Here is a 13622-nt window from a genome sequence, read left to right as displayed (position 1 = left end):
GTTCAAAAGACGTTATAAAGAGAGAGAGACATTACGCATTCATCCCGAATATGCTTTTTTCGGTTTGCCGCGTTATGTCGACAATTTCTTCGAGGACGTCCGAAAGGACACACGACTTCCGAAACTATGCCTGGCCATTCCATTAGGCCTTTTCAAGGAGGAGATAATCTTGTCTTATGCTGATGACCTTATGCGGCAATTGGTTAAACCGACTCCTGTGATTACACCCGCCGACCAGGTGTGTGCCGACCACCGGGCGTGGGAACGGGATCAGTGGTTTCGGAAGAAATATCCGAAGTACCGCCAGTCCGTTCCTGAATGGCCGGAACCGGATCTCTCGGATCTTGATCCTGATGAGACCACTGGTTATTGGCGCGCCTTTTTACTTCTTCGCCAGCAACAGCCCCGACAATAAGTGCCGTGGTAAATATCGTAGCCACGAGCACAGTGTGACGCCACTTTCGGAAACGGTGCCGATTTTCGTTTGTTCATAGGTTCCAAATGATTCATTGTATAATTCTAATGAGCTCCTAAGTGGAATATTATGCGTGAGCAGTGGGAGACAGTGCCAGCCTGTTGAGAGGATGTCAAACCGTATCGAGAAGTGAATCTGATAAGGCAAGCCTCGGCGAAACAATAAAACTACCATGGGAAAATTTTGAAATTCCTGGCATTTAATATGAGATGATGTCAAGGTGTTTGAATAGCAGATAGAGGAACCGGCGGGCTTTGCAAAAACATTGTTTCGAGGATCCTAGTTTGGCCGTTAACATAAACGTAAAACAGAGGCCATTCATTAAACAATATGCCCAAATCATTGCCCTGTTGGAATCCCATCGCGCGTTATCGCCCATATTGCGGAAGGACGGACGGTAGCGATCAGCGCAGTCTGGGGCAATGCGTTAAAACAGGCCGCGCAAGCCTTAGTCATAAAAGTCACCGAAGCGGACAAAAAAGTGTGTTATGCTACGGGGAGAATCGGCGTGCCACCGTTGCCGCCGCGGAGCACGCCTCGCTGTTAACAACTGCAGAAGTGGGGGCTATTCCGCCTTTTTCCTTTCATCCCGCGCTGTCTGTGCTCGTCGACGACGAATTGTGTGGTGAAAGGGAAATCGTGTTTAATGCGGGCCGATTGGATCGGTCCATTCAATTAGTCACCGAGGATTATTTACGCATTGCCATGCTCCGAAGAGCCTCGGTAACGGAAAAAACAGACTCGCAAAGGAGGATGGCAGCCCTGCTGCTTCCCTGGAGCCACATTTTACTTCTGACCTGCGGCGGATTGGCTGCGGGCATCGTCGATACGATTGTGGGTGGGGGCGGGATGTTTACGGTGCCAGCACTCTTTCTCGTCAGCCTACCCGCCCCCATGGTCCTCGGCACCAATCAGTTTGCGTTGTCGTTTGGCGCGTTAACGGGGACCGTTCGTTTTGCTCAGAGCCGGTCGATTAAATGGTGGCCGGAAACGGCCATTGCGCTGGGCGGATCGGTTCCCGGTGCGATTCTGGGCGGTGTGACCGCCATCACGATTCCCCCCGCCATCCTCCACATCGTGATTATCGGGCTGCTCGCGATGACCGGCTTGTTAATGTTGGGGAGGAAGCCGGCGGATCACGATGCGTGGGTGCCCACTCCCATGACGGACCGACGGGTCCTGATGCTCTTGGCGGTTGGGGGTATGCTAGGGTTTTACGAAGGATTTTTTGGCCCCGGGACGGGTCTTTTAATCACCTTTGCCTTTGTCACCTGGTTTCGGTTTAGTTACCTCATGGCCAGTGGCACGGCGAAGGTCTTAAGCTTGTTCGGCAATGTGGTCGCTTTTCTTACGTATGCCGTGCATGGCGATGTTCGGTGGGAATTAGGACTTATCATGGCCGTGTCGGTCGCTGTCGGCGCATACCTCGGCGCCCGCTTGGCGCATCGGCGCGGAGCGCGCATTATCCGACCGATGATGATGGGAATGACAGGGCTCCTATTCCTGGATATGGTGTTGTCGGTCATCCGCTCACGTTAAGCTTCCTTTAGCGCACAGCACATGGCACCGTCGGGACATATTAAGCCAGAGATTCTTAAACACTTCCATAGCTTCATGGGAAAGAACATGACTGTTTCCGGTCAATGCGGAGTTCGCGTTTGTCGGATGTCCCGTGTCCTTAGGTTGTGCCAGTGACGTCATAACCTGTCCCGCTTAGACATAGTCTGTCGTGACGGGAGGAATGAGCAAGCATGTGGCGGCGGATAGAGTGGACGTCTTTTCTATTTGGACTCTTTGGGGTATTTTTGGGCGCTCTTATCGTGTATCAGACCCTAAGCCGTACTCCCAGAGCGCTGAATTGGCCGGTTGTCAGTATTGCCAAGAAAGTGGATCCTTCGGTGGTCATTGTCTTAAACAAGCAAAAAGATCAGGGACAATTACAGACAAAGGGGATTGGTTCCGGCGTCATCCTGAATCGTCAAGGAGATATTGTCACCAATTATCATGTGGTGGCTAATGCGCAGACATTAATCGTCGTGTTGTCGAACGGGCAACGCTACCACGCCCAGATCGTGGGTGAAGATCCGCCCACGGATTTAGCGGTGATCCGTATTCGTGCGAACCATTTACGCCCCATTGAGTTTGCTTCCTCGCGCACCATTGAACCAGGCGAATTGGTGGTTGCCATTGGCAATGCTTTGGGATTATCCCATACCGTGACCACTGGTATTATTTCGGCCAAAGACCGGGTCATGTTTCGTGATGGCTGGGAGTATCATCTGATCCAAACTGATGCGGCGATTAATCCCGGTAATAGTGGCGGTGCTCTAGTGAATTCCCAAGGTCAACTCATTGGCATCAATGCGAGCAAAATTGCTCAAACAGGAGTGGAAGGTATTGGATTTGCCATACCTAGTGATACAGTCAAAGTGATTACTCAGCAGCTCATTGCATATGGTCATGTGCGGCGTCCGTGGCTTGGTGCTACGGTGCAGTCAGCGGGTTCACAATCGGTAGGGTTATTGGTGATTCGGGTTATTCCGGGAAGTCCTGCAGCCAAAGCAGGCATTCGGCCTGGAGACTTTATCGTTTCTGTCAACGGAATTCGCGTGCATCAACTTCAAGACATGATTCCTGTGATTCAAAGAGCTGGGGTGGGAACAATGATCCGTGTTGGCTTATTGCGCGGTAGTGAGTCCTTAACAGTGCTTTTAAAATTAGGGGAGCTTCCAGTCACGAACCGGGCGTTGGCGACTGGATAATGCTTATTAAACATAACGCCCGCGCATTCCCCTTCTTAGGCGAAAGCCAAGAGGCGGTCAAGCGGGTAGCGGCCGTTTCTTGGGCGGCGACGTAGCGTTTCACCGTCTTTAGAGTCGCATTCCCAACGCTTCCCACGTAGTATGCCCGGGGCCAAAAGGACGGTTTGCCATACAATTTTCGCAAGGGATCGGCGACACACGGAGAATGCCGACCACAATGCTGCGGTCGTGATCAAGAAACGGGGCATTCAGAAACTCCTGGCGGGAAAACCGCTCGCTCGACTGAACCAGTGGAGGCGGCTTTTTCGCCAGCGAGGACCGGAACGGTCCGAAGGCACGCCTGAGGAGATCAGCGGCAGATGTCTGGAGCCAACGGCCCTGACGCAGCGGTCAATGAGACAGGAACTTCCGGGAGCGATCCCGGAACTTGCCGCCTCAACCCGTGAGGGTTAGGCGGTGGGAGAGTTCATTCCGCCTTGCTCCATGCTGATAGAGATTTCTTACGCGTCAGTAACTCGGTTTGTGATTATGCGACTCTTAATGGTGGAATAAGGCGGACTACATCACAAGGTGAATTATCCTGCTAAATAGCGTTGAGAAAGGTTATGACGAAATGGTAGATGGGTTCTTGTAGGATACATAAATCCGAACGGTACGAACGCTTTGAGTCACGAATAGCGGAACCAGTATTGAAATCCAAAGCTCGATCAAATGTTTACTGTGACTGCGAGCGAAAATAGACATACAAGCGATAGTCGATTATCTCCTGTGTCCATTCTCTGACAAAAGCTCTCGCCTTTTCGTCGAAGGTGCCGGGGTGAATGACCAATGTATCTTGGGACAAGGAAAAATAGGTTGGATGAGATGTGGCGAGATAATGCATGGGATTTCTAACAATAAGTTGTGTAACTGCTTTCGCGTCATAGGTGCCCTGAAAAATTTTCTGCCGCTGCCGCTCTTTCATCCAGAGGGAATTGTCATGCAAGTAACGATAGAAAGGTTCGGAAGCCTCGGAGGCGGTGATCGGCATGTCCCACTGACTTTCCCCGCGGGCCAACAGGATATGTAGCAAAACCATTTTGTAGCTTTGGCTCATAGCAGTTTTTTCTACGGTTTCCAGCCATCCCCGAACCTGAGCGTATGCGTGGGATTCGACGAGCGATAAATCTCCCGCTTCTTCTAAAAATCCAACATACGAATGAAATTCCTGTCGAATGATGCGGCTATCGGCTCCACTTTTCAAATGAAACTCCAGATAAGATGGCCGGCGCCCTAGTTCGTCACGAACCCTGTGCAAAGCCTCTAGAAGCCGGGTTTTCCGAGGGGTTCGCCGCTCACGTAGTTTTTTTAGGACGTCAATTACCGCCAAATCCAAGTGCACCATACAGCCTGCCGGCAAGTCTTTTGAAATGGCTTGTGTATCACGAAGGGCTGCGGACACATTGTTAATGCCTAAAAGTGCGAGTCTGTGATCGGCATTCCGGTAGTTACCCACAAAATCGATAATCGTACAATAAGATTTCTTAGAAAATGGGCGAAGACCCCGGCCAATTTGTTGGAGAAATATTACAGAGGAATCGGTGGGACGAATTAGTAAAATGGTATCGGTGGCAGGGATATCCAAGCCTTCGTTGAACAGATTCACCGAAAAAATGACGGCTATTCGACCCTCCTGAAACGCTTTCAACGTTTCGCGACGAACATTGAAGGCCGTTGTCGCTGTCAAGGCACAAGCGGTGATCCCACGTTCTGTAAAATATTGAGCAAAATAATGAGCTTGCTCTACTCCGGCACAAAAAGCTAATGTTCGCGAATTGTGGTGTTCAAGCCACCCGTCGAAGACCATATTGGCAAAAGACGCTTTCATCTGGACACGGGCCAAGATATCTTCATCATAGTGGGTGCCACGCCACGGTATGGCTTGGTAATCAGTGGGATCATAAATGCCATAGTAATGAAATGGCACCAGCCACTGTTGATTGATTGCGTCCGCGAGTGTCACTTGATAAACCAAGTTGCCATCGCATAAAGCGTATACATCTTTATTGTCCATTCTTTCGGGCGTGGCGGTTAATCCTAACAAAAATTGTGGATGGAAATAGCTTAATAGGGCGTCATATGAGGGGGCTGCGGCATGGTGAAATTCGTCTACCACGATTAGATCAAATTGGCCTGGAAGAAACCGGACTCGGTTGCGGCGTGACGATAGCGTAAAGACAGAGGCAAACACGATGTCAGCGAGCCCTTTCTCATAGCCCGTATAAAAAGCTTGCGTCCGTTCTGGCATGATGTTTCGAAATGTCTTCGCGGCCTGATGAAGAATTTCATCGCGGTGAGCGACGAATAGAATCCGGCCAAAACGCCGGGCAAAAAATGCTGCGACATAGGTTTTACCAAGACCTGTGGGCAAGACGACCATTCCTCGTCGATGGCCTTCTTCTTGGGAAGCCAGTAGGGCGTCTAATGCCTCTTTTTGGGCTGGACGGAGCAGAATTTCTGGTGTTGCGTTTGTTTCGGGTTCTAACGGGGGAAGCTCATTTGAATCCGATTGGGGACCGGGAGCACTCTCTGTCCATGCGTCACGAATATGAGGAAAGGTATTAACGTATTGGTCTCGGCGCCGGCGGTATTCGGCGACCGTTACGCGGTTTACGGGAATGGTCTGATCGGCATAAAAAAGTCTCATAAATTCGGTGATGGGATCTTGGTTATCCAAGTACGCTTCTTCGACCAATAAATTCCATTCGACCCCTGTCGTAAGGGCGCTGCGGGATAAGTTCGAAGACCCTACCACAATATCGGTATGGCCTTGTGACTCAAAAAGATATGCTTTGGGATGGAACGTTTCTCCAGATGTTAGCCACATCCGCATCTCGATACCCGCGCCTAACTGCAATAATGTCTCAAGGGCATCAGGGTCGGTAATGAAAAGATAATCGCCGGTAAGAATTTTAATTTCCGCTTGGTGTTTCAGGGCAACATCTAACGCGGGGAGCAGTTCTTGGACTCCTGAGGATTTCATGAAGGCTAACAGTAAATAAATACCTTGCGCATCATGGAGTAACCGAGTTATGTGTTGTTCGAGATGGTGAGTGACCAAAATGGGTTTATTCATCGGTCTCAATGAGCCAAAGCCAAAAGTTTTTGGGAAACGCCGCCGCGCCTTGGTGATTTATCTCGCCGCAAACTCTTTAAATTCTTTCCCGTATCGTCATAGGCTTCCGCGACATAAGAAATGACCTTTAATACATCGGCGAATTCCTTTAATGGTTTGAATGCAGCCATCGCTAAGGGGTATTCACTGACCCCTTCTTGCCGTGTAGTGGTTGAATGCGCCACGAATTGCTCCCTGAGGCGATGAATCCGGCAAGTTTCCCCGATCTTTTGAATTATGTTTGGAATGCGGTCGTGAACCAACTGGTTATATGGCACTATGAACAACACCTCGTATTCCTATTCGCCATCCATCGACGATTTTCCTGTCTAGATCCTGCACGTCATGGGTCATTTCACCAGCTTGGCGTGGGAACCCAGATTAGCATGAATCGGCTGCTGTGATCAGGAACGGGGCAGAACATCAAACCCCTGAAATGCACGGGAAGCATTCGTGCTTTCAGGGGTTTTGCGATGAATATGAAAGCCTTGTTTAAATCCGGTTGGAACTTATGCGCGTTTCGAGAGAATAGGCGGCTGGGGACTGCTGATTTCCTCAAGAGTTTGGCGGCTGGGTTCTGGTAAGAGCATGGTGAGAAGGATACCCAACATCGAGAAACCCGCGGTAATGAGAAGGGTACCATTGAGTCCTAAGGCTTTGCTCATAACCGGGAAGATAAACACACCGATAAAGGCTCCCACCTTGGCCAGTCCCGCGGAGATCCCGTGACCTGTGGTTCTGACACTGGTGGGATAGACCTCACTAGCCATGACGAAAGTGGTGGTGTTGGGACCAAATTCTGCGAAGAAGTAGCTTAACCCAAAGATGAGAAGGAAGGGTAGCACATCGTGGGTAATATTCGGGACTAGACCTAAGGTGGCAAAGGACAATCCCATAACCAAAAAGCCGATCCACTGTAATTTTTTGTGACCGATCGAGTCGATGGTCAAGAAGGCTAAAATATAACCGGGCACTGCGGCGACAGCAAAGATAATTAAGGACCAGGCAATCGATGTCATGGCAGAACTATGGGGAGCTACCATTTTCAGCACTAAGGGCAAGGAAATGGAATTGCCATAGTATGCATAGTCGAAAACAGCCCAACTGCCGGCGGTGCCGAGAAGAAGTAACCAATAGCGACCTTGCGACAACATTTGTCCCAAACTGAGTTTTTGACGAGGATTAACCTCATCGATGGCTTGAGCTTCCTGACCCGCGTAGCCTTTGAGACTGATGACAGCCTCTTTGGTTTTGCCTTTGACTTGGGCCACATACCGAGGAGATTCCGGCATGCGTCGGCGTAAAATAATCACTGCTAAGGCGGGCACGGCACCTAAACCTAACATCAACCGCCAAGCAATATCGGCTTGAATTCCCGAAGCGAGTAAAGTCAAAGCGACGATGGGACCCGCAATGAGTCCTAAGGCTTGCATGGAGAAGACTAAACTGACCAGTTTACCCCGGTCTTTGGCATTGGCATATTCACTCATTAAGACGGCCGATACCGGATAATCGCCTCCAATACCAATACCCATAATGAAGCGAAACACAATAAGCCAAAAAATATTGGGAGAGAATGCCGAGAGAATTGCCCCTAATGCCATTAATCCTGCTTCCAATCCATAAATACTTTTCCGACCGAAGACGTCTGCTAAGCGACCAAAAACAAAGGCGCCAACAAAAGCTGCGATCAGAGCGGTAGATCCGAGAAGACCCGTCATGGTGGCCGATGGATGCCATTGTCCTTTAATCAGAATGAGAGCCGCCCCAATAATGAACAGGTCATAGGCATCAGTAAAAAAGCCCATACCAGCGGTAAGAACAGCGCGTAAATGAAATAAATTGAGCGGTGCCTCATTGAGAGTTTCACTAACAGTTTTCGTGGACATAAAAACCTCCCTGGCGAGTTAGCTATCCTTTTTACACAAATGTGACATGATTAGTATGTGGCATAGAGGTTAAGACAGTGGGAAGATTGTATGAACGAGATGTTAATCCTATGTTAACGTCTTGTTAAAAAAGGACCAGGATTTTCATGACATTCGCCAGGGGAAAGAGCCGGGCGAGAGGATTCTGATCATGCCCAAAGGTCTTGGAGCAACGAATGGATGGTTACCGTGGAAGGAGGATGAGGAAGAAGCGAGATTACCTTGACGTACTTAATAACGAGAAGGGAAGGCCCAGTGCCAGAATACGGGCCAGATTGTGGTGGCAAAAATCGTTGTTGCCACTGCCAACACCGAAATCCACAGAATGTGGCGATTAAGTGACCATGTCCTTTCGGGACGACCGGACCAAATCACCGATAACAATAAAATGCTAGCTAAAGCAGTCAAGACAAAGGTAATCACCTCGGAGAGGGGAAGAGATTTGTGCCATAAAGCCGCGCGGATTAAATGCAGGGCTGCGCCCCCGCCAAACGTGGTGGCTAGTGCGAAAAATAACGCATGGGCTGCGGTTTGCCGGTTTTCAATCGGATTATCATCATGCATCACACATTCCTTCTTTCTGTCTCTCCGTCTTTCCTATATTTTGTTCTAAAAAAGGGAAGCAAACTTTTGCCATGATAGGAGCGCTGCCTTTGTCTTTGCCATTAAAGAGTCTGCTGGATCTCCCATGTAGTCCCTGGCTTCCCACGTACTTCATATTTATTTCCCCAAAGCCTGCAATAGTACAAGCCAAATCGAGGTATCTGGTTCTTGTTTGAGAAAATCGGTACACTAATATTGGCGGGGAGTTTATTTCGTCTATTTCAAGGAAAGGCAGCGAGTGATGGCACAACATTGGCGCCTTTTAACGGTGGGCCGGCCTAAAGACCGTGCGATATCCCAGATGATTGATGAATACCGGATGCGTCTTGGATCATGGCAGCCGCTTGATTGGGTGGTGGCGCCAGAAATTGGCTATAAAAGTGGTCAGGAAAGCGAAACGCTAGAACGCGAAGCCAAAGCGATTACTAAACATCTGGACCCCACCGACTTTGTTATTCTTTTGGATATTGAAGGTCAACAAGTGACATCTGAAGCCTTGAGCCGGCAATTAGCCCGCTATCAGGAACAAAGTTTTGCGGTTGTTTTTGTGATCGGTGGCAGCCTTGGGGTCTCTCCGCGGGTGCGTGAGCGAGCTAATTGGCGATGGTCTCTTTCACCTTTGACATTACCTCATGCTCTGGCTCAGTTAATTACGGTCGAACAGATTTACCGGGCCTTTAGCATAATTCATCATCATCCCTATCACAAAGTTTGATGTAAGATGACAAGTCCGTCCAAAGGGCTAGGCCTGACGACAAAAATTGGGGATCAAACACATCGTAGCGAGAAAGGCAGGCAGATCAAATGGCTAAATTGTTTGAACCGTTTACCCTCAAAGATTTAACGTTAAAAAACCGGATTATGATGTCGCCCATGTGTCAGTACTCTGTATGGGATGAAGATGGCAAGCCCAATGAGTGGCATTATGTTCATTACATATCGCGCGCTGTCGGGGGCACGGGTCTCATTATGATGGAAATGACCGATGTTGATCCTAATGGCCGTATTACCGTAAGAGATTTAGGGTTGTGGTCTGATGATCAAATTCCGGCATTTCGCCGGATTATTGACCAGGTTCATCGTTATGGTGCCAAAATTGGGATACAAATTGCGCATGCTGGCCGCAAAACGGAATCGCCCAGTTTAAAGCCCGTGGCCCCGTCAGCCATTGCGTTTTCAGAACGTTACCGGGTTCCCCAGGCTTTGAGCATCGATGAGATTCACCGCTTGATCGACAACTTTGGGCTTGCTGCCAAGCGTGCGGTTAAAGCGGGGGTCGATACCATCGAAATTCATGGAGCGCATGGGTATTTGATTCACCAGTTTATGTCGCCCTTATCCAATCGTCGTAGCGATGTTTATGGAGAACCGACCCGTTTTGGTGTAGAGGTGATTGAATCGGTCAAAAGTCACATACCTCACGGTATGCCTCTGATCATGCGACTGTCAGCGACCGAGTATGTTGATGGGGGCTATGATTTCCTGGCGCTTGAAAAAATGGCTCAGGTTTACCGCGATCATGGTGTCGATATGTTTGATATTTCTTCTGGCGGAAATGCTTCCGTTGTGCCCAAGATGTATCCGGGGTACCAAGTTCCCTATGCCGCCACATTACGTGAGCATCTCAATGTGCCGGTGATTGCGGTCGGCATGTTGGAAACGCCTGAACTCGCCGAATTTGTGTTGGAGCAACAGCAAGCCGACTTGATTGCGATTGCGCGGGGAATGTTGCGCAATCCTTATTGGGCCAATTTCGCAGCGCAAGCCCTAGGGGGAACGATTCAAGTGCCTCCTGAATACGACCGCGCCTTTCCTAAAGACTTTGTGCAGCGAGCGCACGAGTGAGATGGCGCCATGACAATCCAAGAGATGCAGCAACAAGTTGATGCCTGGATAAGCCAGTTTGAAGAAGGATATTTCTCACCCTCGACGATGATTTTGCGCTTGGCCGAAGAATTAGGTGAGCTTGCACGTGAAGTGAACCATGTTTATGGAGAAAAACCAAAAAAGGCCTCAGAGCCCGATGGATCCATTGCTATGGAACTGGGGGACATGCTGTTTGTTTTGGTGTCCTTCGCCAATTCCCTGCACCTGGATTTAACGGACGTTTTTCAAGCCGTCATGACCAAATTTCAAACGCGGGATCAAAATCGGTGGACGAAAAAATCTGCTGAGAGTGCAAACCCCAGTCATTTCGATGTTCAGAAAGGCGGGTAGATTATGGATTTATCCTCGTTACTGCCCATTCCCGATTTGTTGCAGGCAAAAAGACTGGTGGCTTTTGCTCCCCACCCCGATGACAACGAGGTGGGGGCAGGTGCCACCATTGCGCGCCTAAGACGGCAAGGATGTGAAGTGATTTACGTCATTGCTACGAAGGGAGATGCAGGCAGTGACGATCCCCAGATGGCAGCCGGTGAGCTAACACGGTTACGCCAGCAAGAACAGCGGCACGCTTTGCAAATCTTGGGGGATGGCCCTATTATTTTTTGGGAGTATCCCGATACGTTGCTCAGAGATCATGAAAAAGCACTCCAACAAGACGTGTTGAAAGTGATTCGAGAATATCAACCGGATTTCGTGATGGCCCCCGATCCGTGGTTGCCTTATGAAGCCCATCCTGATCACCGCACCTTGGGGCATGCTGTGGCCACGGGCGTGATTATGGCGCCTTTTGCCCGTGCCTTCGCCCAAAGCGTTACGCCAGTATCCTCCCCGGCTATTGCATTTTATGGGAGTGCCTGGCCCAACACCTATATCGATGTTACCGAGACCTTTGATCTGAAATTAGCCGCGTTGGCGGCTCATGAAAGCCAGTTTGGCCCCCCGCTAGGGCCTCAGCTGATGATGTATTTGACATTATACGCCGAAGAAAATGGGCAAAAGATTGGAGCCAAACGCGCGGAACCGTTTAAAGTGTTAACGCCCCATCATTTGCACTTTAATGCCTATACCTGGCGCTGTTAAAATACCAGAATGGGGGCAATATTTTGTAAAATAACCAGGCTTGCCAGGGGTAGAGCAAAGCGGTAGGCTACTAATAGTCTGAAAGGATGGAGAGTATGAATGTAAAGGCTCAGTGTCCGAACGCCAGTGTGTGGGCGTCCCATGCTATGGTGGCATCAGGGCATCCCTTGGCTAGTCAAGCCGGACTAAAGATGCTGCATCAAGGTGGTAATGCAGTGGATGCGGCCATTGCCATGGCCTTTGCTACCGGGGTATTAATGCCGGATATGGCGGGACTCGGAGGGGAAGCATTCGTTCTCTATCAAGCTCCTAATCGCGAGATCACAGCCTATTTAGGGAGTGGATGGTTGCCCATAGGATATGATGAGTCGAAACTTCCCAAGTCGCTCACGTTACCGCTCCATCAAGGCGCATCGGTTTCTGTCCCGGGAGCCCTCGATTTATATTGGCGCTTGCACCAAGATGGGGGTCGCCTTCCGTGGTCGCTGGTTATCGAACCGGCCAAAAGATTGGCGGAAGAGGGGTTTCCGGTCGATACCCGCTTAGCGCAATCTCTTCAGGAGATGACGGTGTTGCAAGAAGAGGCGCCGTCTTGTCAAAGCGTATTTTTCCCCCAGGGCCAACCGCTTGCTGAAGGAGAATTACTGAAGCAGCCCGCGTTGGCAAACACCTTGCAGCTTCTTCAGGAACAAGGTCGAGATGGTTTTTACCGGGGAGAGATCGCTCATGACATTGTCCAGGCGGTCGCAGAAGCCGGTGGCTTTCTTGACTATAGGGATCTTCATACGCATGAAACCGAAACGGCCAAACCGCTTTCGCTGTCTTTCGGACCTTATACCATCTATCAGACACCGCCGCCCTCGCAAGGAGTTGTCATGTTAGAGGCACTGGCTATGCTGGGACCAGATTTTCCCAAGGATTGGCGGCAAACGGGGTCTAACGTTCACCGGGTAATTGAATCCCTCCGCTGGGCTTTTTATGACCGCCGTGAATACCTTGGAGATCCGCTCTGGCAGCATTTCGATCCGTACCAATTATTAACGGAACAGTGGATTGACAAACGGCGGGCGGGCATCTCATCGCGGGCCTCGTCCATTGACACCCATCTGAAAGAGGGGGACACCACCTCCTTATTAGCGGTGGACGACGAGGGACACGTGGTCTCATTTATTCATAGTCTGGCTCTGTCCTTCGGGTCGTATGTTTTCGTGCCCCAACGCGGTTTCTTTTTAAATAATCGTGCTGGTCGGTCCTTTAACCGGATTGTGGGGCACCCCAATCAAGCAACTCCAGGGAAACGGCCTATGCACACCTTAAACACCTATATTGTTACCTCGGGAGATCAATTCTATCTAGCTGGCAATACCCCAGGAGGGGACGGACAACCACAATGGAATTTGATGATTCTACTCGATTTATTGCAAGCACAGGCCTTACCCCATGAGGCGGTGAGCGCTCCGAGGCTAACGATTGGACCAGCGACCGATGCCCATACCCTAAGTCAACAATCCTATGTGGCCCTGGAATCACGTTTTGCTCCTCACGTGATCGACGATTTGCGAAAGCGCGGTCACAATGTGCGCGTTCTTGGACCGTTAAGCGGGGGCGGATCGGCACAAGTGATTATGCGGCGTTCTGGAAATTGGGTCGGCGCATCGGATCCTCGTGGCATTGGCCAAACCTTAGGGTATTAAGGGCAAAAGACACAGACGAAGATGAGGAGGACCTCTATC

General features: G+C 50.0%; 13 protein-coding genes. 8 read left to right on the top strand and 5 right to left on the bottom strand.

The window, feature by feature from the left end; genetic code table 11:
• Positions 1-169 precede the first annotated feature (169 nt).
• From AOA63_RS10780 to AOA63_RS10770, 3 genes are all read left to right on the top strand, one after another.
• Entirely contained in the window at positions 170-415 is a 246-nt protein-coding gene (locus tag AOA63_RS10780; RefSeq protein WP_053959698.1) for a hypothetical protein, read from the top strand.
• 543 nt (positions 416-958) lie between these two features.
• A complete protein-coding gene (locus tag AOA63_RS10775) occupies positions 959-2014 on the top strand; it encodes a TSUP family transporter (RefSeq protein ID WP_053959697.1) in 1056 nt (351 codons plus the stop codon).
• Between the two features lie 212 nt (positions 2015-2226).
• Positions 2227-3237 (top strand): S1C family serine protease, encoded by a 1011-nt coding sequence (locus tag AOA63_RS10770; protein WP_053959696.1) that lies wholly within the window; start codon positions 2227-2229, stop codon positions 3235-3237.
• Here the strand turns inward: AOA63_RS10770 and AOA63_RS20590 are convergent.
• The 5 genes from AOA63_RS20590 to AOA63_RS10745 all read right to left on the bottom strand — a co-directional run bounded on the left by AOA63_RS20590 (position 3209) and on the right by AOA63_RS10745 (position 8883).
• Positions 3209-3412 carry a transposase gene (locus tag AOA63_RS20590; RefSeq protein ID WP_431607700.1) on the bottom strand — a complete coding sequence of 68 codons (204 nt, stop codon included), beginning with the start codon at positions 3410-3412 and terminating at the stop codon, positions 3209-3211. The genes AOA63_RS10770 and AOA63_RS20590 overlap by 29 nt on opposite strands.
• 540 nt (positions 3413-3952) lie before the next feature.
• Entirely contained in the window at positions 3953-6352 is a 2400-nt protein-coding gene (locus AOA63_RS10760; protein ID WP_053959694.1) for a DEAD/DEAH box helicase family protein, read from the bottom strand.
• Positions 6353-6357: 5 nt separating this feature from the next.
• A complete protein-coding gene (locus AOA63_RS10755; protein ID WP_139061566.1) occupies positions 6358-6576 on the bottom strand; it encodes a hypothetical protein in 219 nt (72 codons plus the stop codon).
• 324 nt (positions 6577-6900) lie between these two features.
• Entirely contained in the window at positions 6901-8280 is a 1380-nt protein-coding gene (locus AOA63_RS10750; protein ID WP_053959692.1) for an MFS transporter, read from the bottom strand.
• Positions 8281-8550: 270 nt separating this feature from the next.
• Positions 8551-8883: a hypothetical protein gene (locus AOA63_RS10745; RefSeq protein ID WP_053959691.1), complete on the bottom strand. Its 333-nt coding sequence runs from the start codon at positions 8881-8883 to the stop codon at positions 8551-8553.
• A gap of 280 nt (positions 8884-9163) precedes the next feature.
• On the opposite strand from AOA63_RS10745, the gene AOA63_RS10740 reads away from it, so the two are divergent.
• The 5 genes from AOA63_RS10740 to AOA63_RS10720 all read left to right on the top strand — a co-directional run bounded on the left by AOA63_RS10740 (position 9164) and on the right by AOA63_RS10720 (position 13583).
• Positions 9164-9637 carry a 23S rRNA (pseudouridine(1915)-N(3))-methyltransferase RlmH gene (locus tag AOA63_RS10740; RefSeq protein ID WP_242848378.1) on the top strand — a complete coding sequence of 158 codons (474 nt, stop codon included), beginning with the start codon at positions 9164-9166 and terminating at the stop codon, positions 9635-9637.
• 89 nt (positions 9638-9726) lie between these two features.
• Positions 9727-10767, top strand: a complete 1041-nt coding sequence (locus tag AOA63_RS10735; protein WP_053959689.1) for an NADH:flavin oxidoreductase/NADH oxidase — start codon at positions 9727-9729, stop codon at positions 10765-10767.
• Between the two features lie 9 nt (positions 10768-10776).
• A complete protein-coding gene (locus tag AOA63_RS10730; RefSeq protein WP_053959688.1) occupies positions 10777-11139 on the top strand; it encodes a nucleotide pyrophosphohydrolase in 363 nt (120 codons plus the stop codon).
• A gap of 3 nt (positions 11140-11142) precedes the next feature.
• Entirely contained in the window at positions 11143-11889 is a 747-nt protein-coding gene (locus tag AOA63_RS10725) for a PIG-L deacetylase family protein (protein ID WP_053959687.1), read from the top strand.
• A 95-nt stretch (positions 11890-11984) separates the two neighbouring features.
• Positions 11985-13583, top strand: coding sequence for a gamma-glutamyltransferase family protein (locus AOA63_RS10720; protein ID WP_053959686.1), 1599 nt, complete (start codon positions 11985-11987; stop codon positions 13581-13583).
• Positions 13584-13622 lie beyond the last annotated feature (39 nt).

It is taken from the genome of Sulfobacillus thermosulfidooxidans, assembly GCF_001280565.1.
GTDB classification, from domain to species: domain Bacteria; phylum Bacillota; class Sulfobacillia; order Sulfobacillales; family Sulfobacillaceae; genus Sulfobacillus; species Sulfobacillus thermosulfidooxidans_A.
Note: the sequence above shows the minus strand (reverse complement) of the source record. Positions and strands in the feature narration are given on the sequence as shown.